Genomic DNA, 20952 nt, shown 5'->3' with positions numbered 1-20952 from the left:
GCACAATTCACCACTTGGAATAAATGATGAATAAAAATCCGCTAACTATAATACTAAATGCATTATCATCTGTATTTGGCAAATTAAACTGGCGTAGCCCACCGTGGATGAAGTACTTGTGCTATAAATCAAAATCATCTCCAAAAATGTTTTGGGGAAGTAGCCTTTTAATAGTGCTCATTTTAATTATTGCTGGCTATTCAATACATTGGTATAAAAATTTACCAAAACCTATTTATACCACTGCGCAAATTACAGTTCCAGACATAACACCAAATACTGAAGAACAATTAGTTGCTAACAACTTGATTATTGATTTTGGAATAAAAAATAACGGATTTATTAATCAATCAGTAGCACCGCTTAGCCAGGTTGGAAAAACTGTCACTGAAGGCATAGAAATGACTCCCCAAATGCCTGGAACATGGACATGGAATACCGACAGTCAATTAGTTTTTACCCCCTCGGAATATTGGCCCGCAGGACAAAAATTTACAATACGTTTTGCCCCTGACTTTTTTACATCCAGTGCAATTATGGAACGCCATGAGTATGCCTTTTCTACTCATTCTTTTAACGGAAAAATAACTGAATTTAAACTGTATCAAGATCCAGTACATGCTGAAATTAGAAATGCCGTAGCTACTATAGAATTTAATTTTCCAGTTAATCCTAAAAGTTTGGAAAAAAACGCTTCATTGGTGTATCAAACGAAATCAGGACCTGCGGCCGAAAAACTTTCTGTTACTTTTACATATGATAAAAATAAGCGTGTAGCCTATTTACATTCAGAAACAATAAAAATAGACAATGTAGCACGGTTTTTACGCTTAACCTTAAACAAAAATGTGACTTCATCTACTGATTCTGCCCAATTGCAAAATGAATTATCGCAAAATCTCCTGATCCCTAGTGCCCAAGATTTTCTTAAAGTTCTTTCTGCTTCGGCATCTATTATCCGTAACGATAAAGACAGACCTGAGCAAGTACTGAATGTTGAAACCTCACTGGGTATAAATGAAAATGAGTTTAATAAATCAGTTCATATTTATTTATTACCTAAAGATCGTCCTGCAACAGTCGCTGAAGCGGCTAAAGAGAATTATCAATGGCAAAATCCAGGGGAAGTGACCAAAGCGGTCCTGGCTCTAGCTAAGCCTTTAGCCAAAGAAGAGATACCTACAGAGCAAAACTACTCTACCTTGCATAGTTTCAAATTTAAGGCCGATACCCCCCAATATATCTATATTAAAATAGATAAAGGAATGCGGAGCTTTGGTAATTTTACGTTAGGAAATGAGTATGCAGCGATCATCCCTGTTCCTACAATACCTAAAGAGATCAGTTTCCTGCACAAAGGTTCGCTTCTTGCTTTAAGTGGGGAGAAAAAACTATCAGTATTGGTCCGAGGTGTGCCTGCGGTAAAGTTTGATTTCGCACGCGTATTGCCAGAAAATATTAACCAATTAGTCACTCAAACCCAGGGCGATTTTAACAATCCATATTTTATTAATCCTACATTTAATCAACAAAATATCAGTCAAATATCTTCAGAAATTCAAGAATTTGATATTTCAGATTTAGCAAAGCAACAGTATACCGCGCTTGACTTCAGTAAGTATTTAACAATGAATACGAATACACTGGGTCCTCAAGGATTATTTTTGTTACAAGCCACTGGATGGGATACTACAAATAAAACTGCATTGGATGTAAAAGCAAGCCGTATGATTTTAATTACTGATCTGGCATTGTTGGTAAAAGACAATCAAGATGGCAGCCATGACGTTTTTGTTGATTCCATAACGCAAGGAACCCCAGTTGCTAATGCAACAGTAACTGTTTTAGGTAAAAATGGCTTGCCTATTCTATCCCGCGTCAGTGATGCACAAGGTCGAGTGAATTTTCCGCCTTTAAAAGACTTTGTAGATGATAGAGAACCTACTGTATATTTGGCTCAATTAAATAATGATGTTTCATTTATTCCATTCAACAATGCGAATAGACAATTAAATTTCTCTAAATTCGATATTGGTGGTCTTTATACTAATAATCAAGAATTACACAGCTTAAGTGCTTATCTTTTTTCTGATAGAGGGATCTACAGACCAGGGGATACAGTTCATATTGGTATGATAGTCAAGCAAGCTTATGCTCAACCGCAACCTGGAGGGTTACCACTACAAGCAACTGTAGTTGATTCAAGAGGAACTACAATTAAAGATGAAAAAATTACCCTTAATGATTTGGGGTATATGGATCTGGATTTCACAACAAATGCAAGCTCGCCCACCGGCGAGTACATGGTTAATTTGTATCTAGTTAAAGATGGATACCCACAAAACTTACTTGGTTCTACAAGTATTCGTATTTCCGAATTTTTACCAGATAGAATGCGAATTTCTACTAGTCTCTCTCCAAAGCCATCAGCTGGGTGGAGTTCTCCTTCGGGATTAAAAGGAGAGGTAACTCTTTGGAATTTATATGGCGCCCCTGCTACTGACCGAAAAATCAGCGCTAAAATTTTATTAGTTCCTCAAAAAGTTGAATTTGATAAATATCCCGATTACGTCTTTATTGATCCTTTACTAGATCCCCAAAAACCACCTAAGGTGTTCACTGAAACATTAAATGACGGTAAAACAAACAATAAAGGTGAAGCAGAATTTGATTTGAATCTTGACCGTTTTGAAAAAGCGACTTATCAATTAACATTTTTTGCCGAAGGTTTTGAATCGGAAGGCGGTCGTAGTGTAACAAGCCAAACTAAAACATTGATTAGTCCTCTACCCTATTTTGTTGGATACAAACCGGATGGTGACTTATCTTTTATTAAGCAAAATAGCACCAGAAGCGTTAATTATATTGCGATTAACCCCCAATTAAATAAAGAAGAAATTAAAGACTTAAAGATACAACTGGTTTCTTTACATCCAGTTACAACTCTAGTTAAAAAAGCTGATGGTACTTATCAATATCAATCGGTTATTCAATCTACAGTTGTCAGCACCACCCCATTTAATATCTCTGCTCAAGGAGCTGATTATCCTCTACCCACACAACAAATTGGCGATTTTTCCTTAAGCATTCTTGGAAAAGATAATACTGTACTTAATCAGTTAAAATTCAGTGTGGTAGGTGCCAGTCAACAGCCTCTAGCTAAAAATGCCGAATTATCAATCAAACTCAATAAAACTGAGTATCAAGCCAATGAGGACATTGAGATTCAAATCACCGCACCCTATACTGGCTCTGGCTTAATTACTATAGAACGTGATAAGGTTTATGCAGCTCAATGGTTTAAAACAGATACAACAAATTCAGTGCAAACCATTCACATCCCTGCTGATTTTCAAGGAGATGGATATATTAATGTCGCCTTTATACGCGATTGGAGCTCACCTGAACTCTTCATTAGCCCACTCAGCTATAGCGTTGCCCCTTTCACTGTCAATCATGAGACTCACGATGTAAAAATTGATCTGCAAACCGCCGCCGTAGCACGTCCTGGTGAACCATTCACTATTGATTATCACACAGATAAACCAGGAAAAATTATTGTGTTTGCTGTTGATGAAGGTATTTTACAAGTAGCACGCTATGAGACTCCGGATCCTTTATCATTTTTCTTCCAAAAGCATGCTCTTGAAGTTTTGACCCAACAAACAGTGGATCAAATCATGCCCAAATTCATTCAGGATCGTGAGCTTTCTGCTGTTGGCGGTGACAATGGTGAAGAAGGTATGGCAAGTCGTCTAAATCCTTTCAAACGAAAAACTGATCTACCCGTAGCTTATTGGTCAGGGATTGTTGATACTGATTCAAGTGCCCATCAGTTAGTGTATCAAGTTCCCGACTACTTTAATGGAACATTACGAGTCATGGCAGTAGCGGTATCATCTGACTCAGTCGGTTCACAAGAGACCTCTGCCGAAATTCGCGGAGATTTTATTATTAATCCCAATGTTCCAACTTTTGTGGCACCGGGTGATGAGTTTGAAATCTCTTCATCAATTGCAAATAACATTAAAGGTTCTGGAGAGCACGCTCTCGTTAATGTAGATTTGATTGCTTCACCTGAAATCGAAGTAATTGGCTCTCCGACACAAACATTAGAAATTGCGGAAGGCCATGAACAAACTGTTCATTTTAAATTAAAAGCCAAATCACTTTTAGGTGACGCCAAGTTGAGCTTTAAAGCAAGCATGGGCGACAAGTCCAGTACTATGAGTGCGACGCTTAGTGTCAGACCTGCTACACCGCTTAGTACTTACATCAATAGTGGTAAATCAACAGATGCCCAAAAAACTTTGGATGTTATGCAAACATTATATCCTGAATATCGCAAAGCAAATGCAACTGCTTCTACTAGCCCCATGATTTTGGTATTTGGTTTACAACGTTACCTGGATAATTATCCTTATGGTTGTACAGAGCAATTAACAAGTAAAGCCCTTCCATTATTAGCAATGAATAATCAAACTGGATTTGGTGGCGAAGCAAAACAAGTTAATGAAAAAGTAAACGCTACAATTCAAATGTTAAGCCAAAGGCAGATGTCTAATGGCGGATTTAGTTATTGGCCAGGACTGGGTGACAATCAGGGTAATGATTTTTCCTCAGTTTATGCAATGCACTTTCTGACTGAAGCGAAAACCCAAGGATTTAATATTCCTAGTGACCTTTTCTTTAATGGGATTAATTACCTTAAAACCTTGGCAAGTCAAAATGTAACAGATATGGATGCAGCAAGAATTCAAGCCTATGCCATTTACATTTTAACTCGTAATGAAATAGTAACTACCAATTATCTGGCTAACTTGCAATTGTATCTGGAAAAAGATCAAACAAAGGCTTGGCAAACAGATATTTCAACAGCCTATATTGCTGCTTCATATCAATTGCTGCAAAGCCATGATGAAGCAAATCAATTAATTGGTTTGTACAAGCCACAAAATAATCAAGCCTATATTACTGATTTTTATAGCAGTGCAATTGCTGATGCTCAGTATTTATATCTTGTAGCCAAACATTTTCCTAATTTATTACCACAAGTTGGAGATGGACTGGTTAAGCGCTTAATTCAAGCGATCAATAATGATGAAATCAATACGGTTTTATCTGGTTTTACGAGCTTGGCTTTAGGGGCGTATCATCCAGCTTTATCAAATGATCAGGCACCTGCTTTATCAATGACAAAAATCATGGACAATAATAAAGAGGTTAATATCCCTGCTGCGAATGTGGACTATCAAAAAATTGATATTGAATCTGATGTCCAAAAAATTCGCTTTAACAATCCTGACAAGAAAACATTTTTCTATCAGCTCATGCAATCAGGTTTTAATCGAGTTATTCCGAATGCTCCATTAAAACAGGGCTTGGAAATCTTCCGAGAATATAAAGATGCCAAAGGAAATGTGATTAGTTCAACAACCCTAGGGAGTGAAATTGAAGTACATATTCAAATTCGTGCATTAGGTAGCGATTATTTATCCAATATCGCGATTGAGGACCTATTACCTGGCGGATTTGAAGTGGTTAATGACTCTGTAAAAAATAATAATACAATGGATTATGTTGACGTACGTGAAGATAGAGTGAATTTTTTTGGTGGTGTTGAGTCTGCTGCTAAAGAAATTGTTTATAAAATCAAGGCTGTGAATATAGGAAAATACATTGTTCCACCTGCATACGCCGAAGCAATGTATAATCCTAATACCAAAGCCCAAGGTGTTTCTTCTGTGATTACAATTACAGAAGCACCGTAATACTTGAATTGTTCGAGTAATAAAGTTCAATTGTAGCCTAATTGAAGGAGAGCAGTAACCCGAAAAATCTGTGATACAAAACCGGGTTCCGCTACGCTGGCTCAGGCTACAATTATAAGTTAATTGTTTAGCTAATTTTTTAAACATGGAACTCAAAATAAAGTAGATTTTATTACATTTTAAATAAATCTATTTTAGATTTAGGGAATTAGATAAATCAGGACACAAGTACCATTCAATATGATTGGATAAAAAGAATTTTTAATATGTAAATGGTGTAAATTTTTATGAATAATTTCAAAAAAGGCATTAGCAAGTTTATTTTTATGGGTAGATGGCTGCAACTTCCGCTCTATTTAGGACTTATTTTAATACTGGCTGCGTATGTTTATCGTTTTGTTCATGAGCTCTTTGAATTAATAACCCACCTTAATAGTTTTGATGATACACTCATTATGCTTGGGGTATTAGATCTAATTGACGTAGTAATGATTGCAAATCTACTGATTATGGTTGTTATGGGGGGATATGAAACCTTTGTTTCTCATCTTGCCCTTGAATCTCACCCTGATCAACCAGAGTGGCTCGATCATCTCGATGCAGGGGCTATGAAAATAAAGCTTGCTCTTTCATTAATCGGTATCTCATCAATTCACTTATTAAGAACGTTTATTGATCCGAACAAACTGAGTAATTACTCGGTAATGTGGCAAGTAATAATACATTTAACCTTACTTGTTTCAGCCCTGGCAATAGCATTAACTAATAAAATGCTCGTGCAGAGTAAAACACATTAAAGAGCGATAGCCCAAGCCAAGAGTCATAACACTTCTTAGAAAAAATCTCCTGGACGAGGTCCAAGCTTGGAACTCTGGAAATTTCCATTAGTTTTTAATTATCCCAGAGTTCTACAAATTTCATTGGGACAATTTTAGTGTGTCGCACTGTATACTGAATATTTTTATGTCCAGGTCATGTTGGAGGCTTAGTACATCTCGACTGTAGAAAATTGGACAAATAAGCAATTATTTAACAAAATGTCAATGATTTTTAATGAGACAACCGTTTACCAGGAAACTCTTGCTGCTGGATCATGTTTGAAATATGTTGTTGATCGAGAAATAATGTTTTTTTAATAAAATTTTGATGTAAATCATTTCGTGAAAACTGAACCAATTGTAGGTCCGTTAAATTTAGAAGAAATTTAGGGGGGCAATTTTCAGCGGACTCAACTTTCGAAATGATTTCTTGAAGAACTTGTTTTATTTCATCGCGACAATGCTCAGAGCAATAAGGGAAATATCCTATAGTAGTCGTGAGCACCTGGGCACCATGCTTGGCAATTCCACCTATTTGACTAAGGGCTCCTCGTAAATCCATAATTTGTTCATTTAATTTCCACCTTATTCCTAAGCTTCCATTTGTATTTAATGATATGGATTCCAACTCCAATTCAACGATAGGTTTTTTTTGGATTTGAGCGACTAACGATTGCTCTACCGTGTCACTAAGTAATGATGTATGGCATTGGATTTTGACAAAATGAAGAATATCAGTAGCCTCGTCCTCTATTCCTAATATTTTTCTTGAAAGAGTTGGCGCTAACGTATTGAGAACTTTATCTAAATCCATGTTATCAAGAAGCATAATTTTGCTCAGTTCAATGATTTCAATTTCTTCCATTTCTGGTTGATATTGTGTTAATTTCGCATACAAATAGGATTGCATCAGGCAATTGTTCCAGCTGTTTTCATCATATGAATCAATCACTCTTAGTGCGGCGATAGTAGTATGGAGATTAGTAATCGGAGCAAAGGAAGTTGGTCCTATGCGTTCGTTATTCTCACTGATGAATTGTTGAGCTTCCAGATTTTGAATTGCTTTGGGGAAATGATTGAGCAATTCGTTTTGGAAATTAATAATAAATTGACCTAATGCAGAGCCTGCCTCATGAAAAATAACCAGTGTTTCACCAAAACTGCCAAATAGTTTATTTGTTCGATTTATACTAACCTTGTTCTCATCAATCGCTGTAGTTTTCAAAGCGATTTTTTGAAGTTGCGAATTGAGTACAAAAAAAGTGTTACTGCCTGTTTCTAATAGTGATTTCATAATTACTTAATGTAGGATTAAAAAATATCGCTTATGACCTTAATTATTCCTTAATGAAAAATATTTATACTATTAGCAGTTTGATTTTTCATTACAGCTTTTATTATGGCTAAAATATCTTTTGGACAAGCGTTATTGTTATTAATTGATAAATACAAAGAAGACAAATCCACTTGCACCACTTTGAAGCAATTTTATATTCAAGGCGTGGTTTCTTCAACAGATTTAGACTATATTGAACAATTGTTCAAAGAGAGTCAATTAACATACAAATATAAAATCTCTTACAGTAAAAAAGACATCGATGAAGATGCATCCCGACGATATTTTGAAACCCATTTGGCATTTGAAACGCTATTAATCTCCTTAGACCAAATGAAGAAAGATGATATTTTACAATATAATAAAGTACTTTATGATACATTACCTGAAGTAAGTCGAAATAAATTTAACGATTTTATAGACGGTAAGATTTCTCCCAAAATAGATGGTTTTGCTACTGAATATATGGATGCATTCCAAAAAGTGCAGCATCATGAAAATTATCAGCGCTTATCCAAGGAGCAAAAAGAAAAAGTATTATTAATTCTCCGGGCATCTTGGATCGGTGTGTTGCATGCGAGAAACCCTGAAGTTCCTGTTAACCTATATGGAACAGGATTTTTCTCAGAGCAGAATAGAGGTCGAGTAGTTAAAGATAAGCCCCTCTCACCTACTTCAGCCTATCTATCTGAAAAATCACCGTTTTTTTCAAATCATTTTGGCTTGATGAAAACCAGCATGCCGATGCCTCGCAATGATATTGCTTATGCAGAATCGGGATTTTCTTTTGTAAAACCCTCGGATCAAAATACCTATGATCCAGAAGCTGCGTGGCCTGTCCTGAATTTTTCTAAATTAGTTCATCCATTTTCCTGTTCTATATCAGGAACAACACTATGCCAATTACGTCTGATGATAAAATTACAGGACGAAAACAAGCAGGTTTTTGATACTGAAGAAAAATTTGCTAATTTTTTGAAATGTTTTATGTCAATTCTATTATTCAATAGTGGCGGCCATGTTTTCAATGAATTTTTAGGTGTATTAGAGATAGCTCAAGTGCGCGAGAAATTCACCTTTATTAATGGGTTTGAACAAATTAATGCAACAAGTCTATTATTGAATGGAAATGAAGATGCTTTTGATAAAGCCTTAGGTGATACACTCAACTATACCAAGGTCTTGCTAGCAAAAAAAGCAATTCATGAGGAACTGGACACTCTATCCATGAAGCTTAATTAGTCTTTTATTTCTGATTCAGTTGCAAACCGCCCATGAGTTTATACTATCTAACTCAAACTAATGGAATGACAAGATGCATTCTATAAAACCTACCTATTGCATTTAAATGGAATTAAATGATGTTGGTTCTCGATGACTGATTCCGATGAAGGTTTTATCGTTTGAGCGTTCTTGGAAAATTACAGTCATCATATTCAAAGCTTTGTTTTATCTCTTGTAGTCTATTTTTTAAATTTAAAGTTACTTCTATATTTTTTGGTTTCTGATGTTTCTTAGCTTCTTCAATTAGCTCGTTCATTGAATTAAAACTCTTAAAAAAATCAGATAACTTTTCTTCTTTACCCCTTATTTTTGCCTTGTTTATAGACACTCTAATTTGATATTTGTCATCTTTTTCATGTAACAAGATATTATCTTTTTTGTTTTCAAAATGTGTCGCAAATATTAATTTATCGTTTATAAACTCTTGAATGTCATTTAACTCTTCATTGCTTAATTTGGTACTACTGACTAACTCTTTTTCTAATTTAGCGTAAGCGATGATTTTATCAGGAGATACTTTATCTTTAATTAACGTTTCATTGTAAATAGATCCCCATTCTGGCGGCATTTTATCTTCTTTTCGATACTCCCTAAATTTATCTATTGTTATGGCTGTTCTAATCCATTCCGCAGAATTCCCCCTGTCCCGACAAGAAGCATCATGTAATAAAGTAGATTCTGGTGCCTCTATAGCCACCCAATCACAGTGAGACGATGGGTGTTCTAAATAACCAAAAAATACATTTTCTTCCCTATGCCCTGGCATATTAGGTCTATAGAAAAGAGCTGCTTCATTTATCCAATCAGATTCCTCATCAAATGCAAGAATCGTTGCCAATAGTTCAACATTATCTTTGAGTTCTTCTCTTCTTTGTTGTATCCATTTCGCTCTATTTTCTATTCCTATTTCATAAAGATTTTTTTCCTTTGGCAACCTTCCAGTTGCTCTTAATATAGATTTTGATAGAAGTCCCTCTTTTAAAAAAACTTCAATAGAAGCACCTGCTTTTTCGCCATCAGAATTATGACCCATTTCATGAAAAATTAACGTTTTTTCAGGCTCGATCTTGTTTCGCATAGTCAATCTTTAACTTTATTACTAAGTAAGAGCATAATAAATCATTTGTATTATATGTAAACATGGGCATCAATTTATTTACATAACTGGTCTACATGTTTATCAAAATTCCTAGCACATCAATAACTGATTCAGTATGCATTTCACCTTATTAATACTTTGTTAATGATCTATCTGTATAATTATTAATCAGGCAAGGGGTTTAATTGGGTATGGATGCCTCGTAATTTGAGGTGATAAAATGCAATCTAAGTCAGAAGCTGAATACCAAATTGGTGTTTGTGTAAAAGATACAAATCAGGAAAATGGGCCAGGGCATGTATCAGCGATGCTGATTAAGAAGAAAGAAGGCAAAACTAAAGTTTATCATACAAGCTTTTATCCAGGCCCATTCGGTAGTATTTTGAATGGAATGACTTTTGGCTCCGTACCTGTAAAAGGACAACTAGCTCCAGATCATATGCAAGATGTACATGAGGCTGACCATGTATTAGTTACTTCAGTACCTAAAGAGACCTTTAAAGGTGCAAAAAATGGACATAAAAAGTTTAGTAAAGAGGTACAAGATGGACGTCGAATGTACTCTGTGTTTGCGAAAGACAATCCAATAGCAAATGGTATCAATAAACTGGCATTAGGATGTAAAGGCGCACAGCTAACTATAGAACAACATCTACAGAAGACAGGCTCTCATCCACCTGAAGACATGTGTGGCATCCATGTATTTGATAACAACCATCCAGAAATTAAAAAAGGGCCACGTGTAGATAATTGCGCTAGTTCTGTAACACATGTATTACGTAAAGCGGGTTATAAAGATTTTAAAAATCCTAAAATACCAACGTTTTTTACTAGCGAGTTGGAAAATCACGGCTTCGTAAAAATGGAAAAAGAAGATTTTATGAAACAATTTGGCATGCAACATGGCAGTTCACTCAAAAAATAACCGAACCAATGTACGCCTTGCTTAATATGATTAGGTAAAGCGTACAATAATTACCACCATTTGATAAAAAATTAAATAGTTGATTATAATTCGCACGTTGAAACTTTATTTAATTATAAAAGGATTGCTTATGTTTTCATTTCTAAAGACTAAAAAGAATAATGGAATTAATGCCGCTTCAGATTCAACTCTTAAAAATACCTCTGATATCCCCTATTCAACGAATCCTTCATTAAATAAAACAAAATCCACTGAATCTACAAAAGATACTTGGGTATTTATTTGGAACATGACAGCAGATAAAGTTGGCCATGCTGCAGTTCAAATAGGTGGGTCTAAACCCAAAATGCAAGAAGAAGATCCTGGTGAATATGCCAGTATTCATCCGAATGATATTCCATCCGCAGGATTAACATCAGTCTTACCCTTACCAGCACACATCGCAACAAATTTATCTCAGGATATGGAAACATTAGGTGCTTCAGAACATGCTGTGGCTATTACCGATATGGATGGCCCCATAAAAGTAAAACCTGATAAAGAAGCAAAACCCTTACCACCAGATCACATTTATCATTTTAAAGCCCTGAATACTTCTGCAATGAGTGATCACTTAAAGGAATCTCATAAAAAGGTGACTACTGGTGAAATGGGCTATCAGCTATTTCCGAATGTGAATTTAGTTGGTTTTTTTAAGGACAGTTCTGCATTCATCTCCCAAGATCCTATTGATATTGAAATGCATCGCAGAATATCTGAGAAGCAAACAGATAATAGCAAAGTACATAATTGCACTTCTCTTGTTAGCGAGGTCTTGAATAAAGGTGGATTGCCAATCAAACATTCCAAAATAAAACCATGGGTAATTACTCCAAATGGTTTGTCAGAAGAACTAAGTAGCAAGGCCCATAAATTCTAAATAATGGGCTATGTTAATGTGTGGTTTTCAGTATTTTATCTGAAAACCACTTTTAAAAATGGATCATTATTTTTGTTCTTTAGCTTTTAGATTCTTGGATTTTAAACCTGATACATCATAGATAGTAATGGGCGATTGGATTCCTTTCACTTTTACACGAAGATGTCCATTAATTTCAATGTGTTGTGCAACTTCTTTGTATGTGGATTCAGAAATCAATATTTGTCCACCAAGACTTAGATCTTGAATTCGAGATGATACGTTGACTGCGGATCCTATAGCACTGTATTGCATTCGCCTCTTGGAACCTATATTCCCGACTACGGCAATCCCTGTATTAATTCCTATCCCCATCTCTAAGTGCGGTAAATTAATCTTACTGTTGGCACGATTCAATTTTTTTAACATTTTTTGCATTTCTAGAGCACAAGCTATTGCACGGAGTGAGTCATCCCCTGAAAAAGATGGGGCACCAAAAATAACCATAATTGCATCACCAATAAATGCATCAACGATTCCTTGATGATTTTCTATAACAGGAACCATTTTACTGAAGTAGGTGTTTAAAAGAGACACTAGCGTTTCCGCAGGTATGGATTCAGATAATGGAGTAAAATTTCTTAAATCACTAAACATGATTGTTATTTTACTTTCATAGCCACCTAATTTTTGCTGATGAGGTGATTTAAGTATTGTATTGACTACCTCATCGGACATATAAAAACTGAATACCTTGTGAATCAATTTATTACGTACTTCAAGTTGATTCTTTACTTTTTGTAACAATAAATTCGTTTTACGTAGAATTAACTCATCTTTAGCTATATTGGCTAAATTTAATAAAAGCTCTCGTTGTTTTGAATTAAGCTCTTTAGGGGACGTATCTGCTAAACAAAAAGTGCCTACGTTATAACCTTGGGGATCAGTCAAAGGAATACCTGCATAAAAACGAATAAATGGTTCTTGTTGCACCAAAGGACTATTGACGAATCGTTCATCAAGAAGTGCATCGTTAATGATTAGTGGTTCATTTTTTTTTATTGTCACATTGCAAAAAGAAATGCATCGAGGCGTTTGTTTTTCTTTTAAACCATGTCGTGCTTTAAACCATTGTCTTTCTTCATCTAGAAATGCGATGTAACAAATTGGGATATTGAATAAATCAATCGCAAGACGTACCAATCGCTCATAACTCTCCTCTGGTAGTGTATCCATAATTTTCAATGATTGGAGCGCATCAAGTCTTTTCTGTTCTAATTCTTGAGCATCTTCCACTTTTTTTGATTTCATAATTACTCTCTGAGCCTGGTATTCATAAATTATCAAAAAACGAATTGCCAAATTCTCCTTCACATATAGTCATTATAGATTAAATATATCTCTTCCTTTTGTATCACTATTAACTCATGATATTCTTAGTTTGATTTCAGTTCTTGGCTTATAAAATGTTTACATTAAAAAACGAAAATGCGCACTCTAGACAATTAAGTAAAGTTAATGAACGTGGTGAATATGCACCTTTTCCAGGAGTTACAGTAGTATCTGCCTGCTATCCCAAACAAAAGGAATTTTGTGAAACTCTTTATAAGCTTTTAGTGAGTAACCCACTGATCGTGAATCATTATTTACCACTTCCTGCTCAAAGTTATCATATGACTACAATGAGTCTGGAAACAGAACAACAAATAGGAAGTTCATGGAATCAATTTATTTATAATAATTTGCCTCATTATAAAAGGATCAAGCAGACGCTAGAGAAAAACGCTATTTATCCTTCAATTGAAAAAATGGAAATCAGTATAGGTAGAACCATTTCACTCTCTTTATCTTTGCCAAAAGAGCAAGAAACACAAATTAAGACTATAGCCACATCCCTAAACATCGAAGATACAGTACCTCGAGTTCTTCATATTACATTAGCTTATTCACGTTTCAATAGACCAATGCCCAAAGAAATTTCTGAACCACTGCATGCAGAAATTACCAAAGAACTCAATAAATTCATTGAAAAAATTAAATTTCCAATTGAAATTTCAGAATACATGCTTTGCTATTTTAATGACATGACAGCGTTCCCCTCTTGGGATGCAGAAAATAATCCATTTACTCAATCTAAATTACCGAATCATGATCTAATCTTCAGTCAACGCGATAAAAAAGATAAAGATGAACTCCAAGAAGTACATACTCAGGAGACAATGCTTACCATCTAAGTCATCATTTCTGTTGAAATTAACATTTTGATCTTATATTGTTGCTTCTTAATCATACCATGAATAAGGGAGTTTTCATGAAGAACCATTCTGGGATATTTAGGCTAAGCGATTATAAGATTCTTGATTATCTGGTAAAGCACATAGATTTGAAGCTTGATCTCTCCAAAAAGCCTGTGCAATCAAAAGCGCAGTTAACTATTGAGCCTAATCCAAAATCCAAATCCTATTCTGTAGATTTAGAGTTAGATGGTAAAAATATGGTTCTAGAATCGATCTTGCTCGATGGTAAAAAGCTGTCTCAAGAAGAGTACGAAATCACAGAAGAATCTCTGATTATCAAAAATGTTCCTCAAGATCGCTCCTTTACGCTCGAAACAATAACTCGTTTGGGTGAAAATACGGACTTATTTGGTTTATACGAAACAGAAGGAACCATTCTGGTAAAAGCAGAAACTGAAGGACTGCGCCGGGTCCTTTATTGTCATGACCGGCCTGATAATTTAGCCACTTACAAAACAACAATTATTGCTAAGAAAAAAGACTATCCTGTGTTGCTTTCCAATGGTTCGCTCATTGAACAGAAGGAGCTAGATGAAGAACTACACTCTGTAACCTGGTTGGATGAAGTTCCTAAGCCCAGTTATCTTTTTGCATTAGTTGCAGGGAAACTGCAGAAATCAGTGACTTATTTCAAAACACGTTCTGGGCGTGAACTACCAATTGAATTTTATGTCCCTCCTGATGCAACAGCAAAATGTGATTTTGCTAAAGAAGTATTAAAAGAAGCAATGCGCTGGGAAGAAGAAATCTTTGATTTGGAATGTGAACTACCACAACATATGGTAGCTGGTGTCGATAAGTATGCATCGGGGGCTTCTGAGCCGACAGGTTTAAATTTATTTAATACCGCAAATTTATTTGCTACACCTGAAGCGCGTACGGATGCAGATTTTTTACGAGTATTAGAAGTTGTTGCCCATGAATACTATCATTATTGGTCAGGTGATCGAGTGACTATTCGCGAGTGGTTCAATTTACCTTTTAAAGAAGGATTGACTACTTTTAGGGCTGCTATGTTTCGTGAACGTTTGTTTGGTACTGATTTAATTCGGATGTTAGACGGAAAAAACCTTGATGAGCGCGCTCCACGACAAGATACCTACACGAATGTTAGAAGCCTTTATACCCCTGCAGCATATGAAAAGAGTGCCGATATTTTTCGTATGATGATGCTTTTCTTGGGTGAAAAAGCTTTCTATAAAGGAATGACCCAATTTCTAAAAGATAATGATGGTGGCGCAGTAACTCTGGAAGATGTATTGGAAGCATTAAGTAAATCAACTGGGAAAAATATGCATCCTTTCTTATCTTGGTTTACTGCATCAGGCATTCCACAAGTAACCGTCACGGATGAATATGATGTAGACTCAAAACGATATACTTTAAAATTTAAAACCAAAGATGGAAATGGAAGGCCAATACCAATTGTTGTTGGATTACTCAATAATGCAGGCAAGGAAATTCAATGCGACACAATGATCCTGGTTGATAAACCTGAAATGGAGTTTCAGTTTGAGAACATTAAGGCTCATCCTACCCCATCTTTGTTGCGCAGTTTTTCTGCTCCTGTAAATCTCGAGTTTGCATACAGCTCAGAACAACTACTTCGCCTAATGCAACATGATACTAACATATATAATCGTTGCGAAGCGGCGAATAAACTCATAACCCGGATGGTTAGTGACTACTGTTCTGGAAAGACGCTTACACTTACTCCCGAGTTTATCAATACTTATCGAAATATACTCAGTGAGAATAATAGCTCCTTAAACTATTGGTTACTGGCTGAACTAATAGCGATCCCTCCCGATGAAGTCTTATTTTCCAGCATGCAGAGTCAGGATTTCGAAAAAATAGCTGAAGCACGCCAACTAATTCAAAGCCAACTTGTAAAAGAAATAAAGGAGGATATATTACGATTGCAAAATAAACTCCGCACGTTACCTGTATCTCAAGACTCACCTTTTAAATCATTTGATATCCTAAGTGCTGGAGCCCGACGTTTAAAATATGTTTGTCATTCTTATTTACTGGCGATAGAACCAGAAAAAACCGAACAAGCATTAATTAAGCAATTCAATAATTCACTAAGCAAAAATATGACAAATTGCATCTATGCGCTCAGCTTATTGTTGAATAATAACAGCAGCCAATCAAATAAGCTTTTAGAATACTTTTATGAGTACTGGCAACATGACCCAAGCGCTGTTAATTATTGGTTTAATATTCAAGCAGCAGCCCATTCAGAGAATGTTGTAGGCTTAGTGGAACAATTAATGCTCCATCCTGCTTTTGATTTGTCTAATCCCAACAAGGTAAGTGCTCTATTAGGCACCTTTATTAAAAATCCATATGGCTTCCATGCTATATCAGGAAAAGGTTATCAATTAATTGTTGGTGCGATCCTAAAACTGGAAAAAATCAATCCAACTTTAGCTGCTAATTTGACGGAAAAGTTCAATGACTGGGATAAATACGATAAAAAGAGACAACAGCTCATGCTAAGTCAACTAGAATATATTAATACTAATGCCATAACTGCGGATGTGAGAAACATGGCAAAAAAGGGGTTGGACAAGAGGAAGCTTGATCCGCCCCTTCCCATCCAGCAAATGTTCTTTGACCTCCTTTCCACGACGGATTCAACAACCTTTACCGATGTTGAAAAAACATATTCTTGTAATTAAAAAAACATGTTCCTAAACACGTCTCAAGGTAGACCTTGAGACGTGTTTCATAAAGAGAAATAAGATTGGATTATTGGATAAATGAAAGTTTAAGAATGTGAAAGATAAATTGATTAGTAAATTATTTTTTACGTAGACTTCACTAACTACCATTAATCATTTGAATAAGGATGATTAAGCACCGATTGTTACATGAAAGTATCTACATCGTTCCATAGGTTAATCTAGATTGGGGAATCTGTTGTAACGGTGTACATTCATTTACTGTAATAGCGATTTCCTTACGTGAAAAAATTGAATACGCTGATAATTTTTCATTATTTATTACGTCTCGTCGTATTACCTTTAATGCCTCAATACAACGCGCAAATATATTAATGGTATCTGTCAGGTACTGATCCTGTTTTAACAAGCCAATATCTTGCAATAATTGCACATGAATTTCATGATGAATTGGGGCGTGAAGCCCTTGCATATCAGCCAGCTTATTCGAAACGAGTTCCAATCTCTCAATAAAGCGTTGATATTCAAGACTTGCAATCTTTTTTTCTATATTCCAAAAATTAGCAGAGCAAGCAGATATCCCCACCACAGGAATAAGAAGAAGCCAAGGTGCCAAAAGTGCAAGAGCCACGTATAGGTCACCCTGTTCCCTATAATATCCTCTTGTTTCATAGTCAAGCACTTCTTTATGAGATTCCAAATATTGGTAGGCATCAACAGCACTATAAATAAAATATAATATAATAACTAGTGAACAACAAATAGATCCACCCGACATACTTATTGTTGCCGCCCTAAAAAATGGATCAGCTTGTGGAGTGCGTCTTTGTAAGTCAGCTAAATAATCTTCCATCTGTTTAATCAAGCAATTCAAAACAATCCTATCATTATTTGAATGTTGATAGTGATAAGTGATTGAAGATGAAGGAGATGATTTCGAAATATTGCGCCTTGCTACAGTATTGAGATTTATGTCTGATTTTAAATTATCTTTGAACGCTCTCGGCATCTCCGCTAATATGGAGTCAGGGATGACTTCTTGTCCTATCATTAAGACAAAGTCTTCGTCATTTTTATAACCACGATCTTCAACTTTTTCTTTACCTTTTTCTGATTCAAGATATCTTTGATCTGACTCGATAAAAGTATACCCCCTAGCTGCATATGATAATATTTGATCTTTTGGTACGCTCACACTTTGCAGATATAATGCCCGTGGAATCATTCCTGGATTACATAAATAATTGGCTCTAACTAACTCGACCAGGCTAAGAATTCCGCTATATCGTATATAAAGACTTTTCTCCATTGGATCATATTTATCTTTTTGCTCGTCGAATAACCGAGCATAAGCACTTAAAAAGTGTGCCCTCTCTCTGCTTTTAAGACGAAGCAAAATATGTTCTTGATCGCGGATAGGAAGTTGTCTATGCAACATAAATGAAGTGATATTTTCATTATTGAAAAGATGTAGGTCTGCTCCATTTTGAAATAGTTTTACTATGATCTGAATGAAATTTTTTATTGACTCCTCAACTATTGGTTGTTCTTTTCTGCAATCCAGAAGTGCTTGGTAGCATTTATGCAATGCCGTATTACCATCATCATCTGCTTGATTAATAAATTCATTATCTTTATCTGAAATGACATGATGAAATAAGATATCTATAATTTTATGCTGACCAAGCCAAGCTGTTTTATGTAAAAGTGTAGATTTATATGTGTCACATGCAAAAATCAAAGTTTGTTGGTCGTCTTTTTTTGCCTGATTTAGTAGCTTTATAAAAATATCGCAAAATGAATCTTTTGCTGCATACCAAAAAACCGTTCTTAATTCATGGTCTTTTGTATAAATCACTTCATTATTTTTAATTTCATTAAATAAAAAGTTAGATAGTTCTTCATCACCAGTTGCTAAGGCCAAATGTAACAGTGTTTTATTCTCTTCATCACACGCAAATAAAGAAGCAGGTGATCGTTCATTAATTAACTTAACCAGGTCTATCACATCCTCGTAGTTATTTTCTTTAATAGCTTTAATTAATGCATCTACAAAATAGTGTCTCGTGTACATCCATAACTTCCTTAATTGTATTTAAAATTTTTAATGTTTTTCAGTTTAATCGATAGATCAGATTTAACATCATTTGGATTTTAAAATCGATATTCATGTTTAGTACGATCCCGTACATCACTACAAAATCAGCACTCACTGCGATCGATCAAAAATAAGGCAATAAAGAAACAATAAGACATGACTAACTATCAGGTGAGCCTTCTTTAAACAAACCAAGTGCTTTTGCTATTTTCTTATTTAAAAACCGCTTAGGTAATAATCTTGGAAGTATCCAGTCTGAGAAGAGATTAGGGACCAAAACATAACGCGTTTGAGGATGAGGATTAGGTAAAATCTGATATACAAGTTCTCCCACTTTTTTTGCTGGTAAAGCAGATTGAGCAATCTTATGATAAATATAACTTTTAAATTTAAGTAACGGTTTTGCATAAATTGATTTACGCAGTTTATCATCACTAACCAGGTCTTCACTCTTATGCCAAATCGCGGTATTAATCATTCCTGGACCAATAAGCACGACATCAATACCATAAATCATTAATTCAATTCTTAATGTATCTGAAAACGCTTCCAGACCATATTTTGAGATAGAATACGGACCGAAAAATGGTCTACATATTTTACCTGATATAGAACCTATGTTAATAATTTTTCCAGGTTTTCCTTTCAGAGATTCATCAGCACCAAGTAAAGAAACAAAAGCTTGAGTTACCTGAATTTGCCCAATAACATTGACTTCAAATTGACGGCGAAATTCTTCAATCGGCGTTTCAATTAATGGCCCAACAACAGCAATCCCTGCATTATTAATCAATCCCCAGAGCATTTCACCCTGTAATTGTTCACGTACCATTTGGGCTGCATTTCTAACCGCAATTTGATCGGTTATATCAAAAGTAAGAGGAACAAAAAGAGGGCCGAGTTCATTAATTAGACGTTGTGCATCATTTTGATTACGCACACTTCCAAAAACTCTTACGCCCTGAGCAACCAGTTGCCTAGCTATAGCATAGCCAATTCCAGATGAAACTCCTGTAACCACTACGGAACGGATTTTAGGCTCCTTGCCTGCTGGTTCAACCAGATGTTTTGAAATCCTTTTCATCAATTAATACCTGTATGGTATAAGTATTTTAGTTCATCAAGCTACGATTTTGATTATTCATGCTCAGGATGTACTACAAAAATTCCTGGGGCATTTCTCAAGTATTCATTGTAATCCATGCCATATCCAAATATATAATGATCTTCAACTTGTAAGCCCACAAAATCAGCTTTTTGCAATCCATTTGGGACACGTTTTCGGTACTTATCCACCAAAACAGCGCTGTAAACTTTTTCAGCCCCCAAGGATTTTATTTCATCGATAATTGCTGCCAGCGTAACACCACCATCAAGAATATCATCAACAACAAGAACAGTCCTGCCTTGCAAATTAGCCGATGGCTTTACCTTCCAAACAATATCTCCACCTGTTGTCTCGCCTCGATAGCGAGTTGCATGTACGTAATCTACTTCTAATGGAAAATCCAATCGTGGAAGTAAATTGCCTAAAAGGACTAATCCCCCTACCATAACACAGACAAGTACAGGATTTTGATCTTGCAATTCCTTATGTATATTAATTGCCATTCGATCAAGAGCGGCCTCAACTTCATTAGTTGTAAACAAACAAGATGATTTTTCGTAAACTTCTTTAATTTTATCGGGAATAGTCATTATCAGTCCTCGGGGCAGAGCAGGTTATTGGGATACAT

13 protein-coding genes are annotated in these 20952 nt (G+C 35.5%); 7 read left to right on the top strand and 6 right to left on the bottom strand.

What is annotated here, in order from left to right; translation table 11 throughout:
• The first annotated feature begins 26 nt into the window (after positions 1-26).
• Complete coding sequence (locus tag ELY20_RS14140; RefSeq protein ID WP_110143401.1) at positions 27-5771, top strand: alpha-2-macroglobulin; 5745 nt, start codon at positions 27-29, stop codon at positions 5769-5771.
• Positions 5772-6058: 287 nt separating this feature from the next.
• A complete protein-coding gene (locus ELY20_RS14135) occupies positions 6059-6568 on the top strand; it encodes a TIGR00645 family protein (protein ID WP_110143402.1) in 510 nt (169 codons plus the stop codon).
• A gap of 253 nt (positions 6569-6821) precedes the next feature.
• On the opposite strand, the gene ELY20_RS14130 is transcribed toward ELY20_RS14135, so the two are convergent.
• Positions 6822-7883: a hypothetical protein gene (locus ELY20_RS14130; RefSeq protein WP_110143403.1), complete on the bottom strand. Its 1062-nt coding sequence runs from the start codon at positions 7881-7883 to the stop codon at positions 6822-6824.
• Positions 7884-7988: 105 nt separating this feature from the next.
• Between ELY20_RS14130 and ELY20_RS14125 the strand changes: the two genes are divergently transcribed.
• On the top strand, positions 7989-9167 hold the full coding sequence (locus ELY20_RS14125; RefSeq protein WP_110143404.1) for a hypothetical protein: 1179 nt from the start codon (positions 7989-7991) through the stop codon (positions 9165-9167).
• Between the two features lie 154 nt (positions 9168-9321).
• On the opposite strand, the gene ELY20_RS14120 is transcribed toward ELY20_RS14125, so the two are convergent.
• On the bottom strand, positions 9322-10287 hold the full coding sequence (locus ELY20_RS14120) for a hypothetical protein (RefSeq protein WP_110143405.1): 966 nt from the start codon (positions 10285-10287) through the stop codon (positions 9322-9324).
• Positions 10288-10528: 241 nt separating this feature from the next.
• Here ELY20_RS14120 and ELY20_RS14115 point away from each other — a divergent pair, with 241 nt between their 5' ends.
• Both ELY20_RS14115 and ELY20_RS14110 read left to right on the top strand, forming a co-directional pair.
• The gene (locus ELY20_RS14115; RefSeq protein WP_110143406.1) at positions 10529-11233 is read left to right on the top strand and encodes a hypothetical protein; all 705 of its coding nucleotides are present in this window, start codon (positions 10529-10531) and stop codon (positions 11231-11233) included.
• A gap of 130 nt (positions 11234-11363) precedes the next feature.
• The gene (locus ELY20_RS14110; RefSeq protein ID WP_110143407.1) at positions 11364-12152 is read left to right on the top strand and encodes a hypothetical protein; all 789 of its coding nucleotides are present in this window, start codon (positions 11364-11366) and stop codon (positions 12150-12152) included.
• A 66-nt stretch (positions 12153-12218) separates the two neighbouring features.
• On the opposite strand, the gene ELY20_RS14105 is transcribed toward ELY20_RS14110, so the two are convergent.
• The gene (locus ELY20_RS14105) at positions 12219-13442 is read right to left on the bottom strand and encodes an adenylate/guanylate cyclase domain-containing protein (RefSeq protein WP_110143442.1); all 1224 of its coding nucleotides are present in this window, start codon (positions 13440-13442) and stop codon (positions 12219-12221) included.
• 155 nt (positions 13443-13597) lie between these two features.
• Between ELY20_RS14105 and ELY20_RS14100 the strand changes: the two genes are divergently transcribed.
• A complete protein-coding gene (locus ELY20_RS14100) occupies positions 13598-14365 on the top strand; it encodes a DUF1868 domain-containing protein (RefSeq protein WP_110143408.1) in 768 nt (255 codons plus the stop codon).
• 77 nt (positions 14366-14442) lie between these two features.
• The gene (gene pepN / locus ELY20_RS14095; RefSeq protein WP_110143409.1) at positions 14443-17115 is read left to right on the top strand and encodes an aminopeptidase N; all 2673 of its coding nucleotides are present in this window, start codon (positions 14443-14445) and stop codon (positions 17113-17115) included.
• A gap of 202 nt (positions 17116-17317) precedes the next feature.
• Here pepN and ELY20_RS14090 read toward each other — a convergent pair whose 3' ends face one another.
• From ELY20_RS14090 to ELY20_RS14080, 3 genes are all read right to left on the bottom strand, one after another.
• The gene (locus ELY20_RS14090) at positions 17318-19192 is read right to left on the bottom strand and encodes a hypothetical protein (RefSeq protein ID WP_110143410.1); all 1875 of its coding nucleotides are present in this window, start codon (positions 19190-19192) and stop codon (positions 17318-17320) included.
• Between the two features lie 184 nt (positions 19193-19376).
• A complete protein-coding gene (locus ELY20_RS14085) occupies positions 19377-20300 on the bottom strand; it encodes an SDR family oxidoreductase (protein WP_233590603.1) in 924 nt (307 codons plus the stop codon).
• Positions 20301-20353: 53 nt separating this feature from the next.
• Complete coding sequence (locus ELY20_RS14080) at positions 20354-20914, bottom strand: hypoxanthine-guanine phosphoribosyltransferase (RefSeq protein WP_110143411.1); 561 nt, start codon at positions 20912-20914, stop codon at positions 20354-20356.
• Positions 20915-20952: the final 38 nt, after the last annotated feature.

Origin of the sequence: Legionella qingyii, assembly GCF_003990155.1 — a bacterium.
In the GTDB taxonomy this organism is placed as follows: domain Bacteria; phylum Pseudomonadota; class Gammaproteobacteria; order Legionellales; family Legionellaceae; genus Legionella; species Legionella qingyii.
This window is presented reverse-complemented; position numbering and strand designations above follow the sequence as displayed.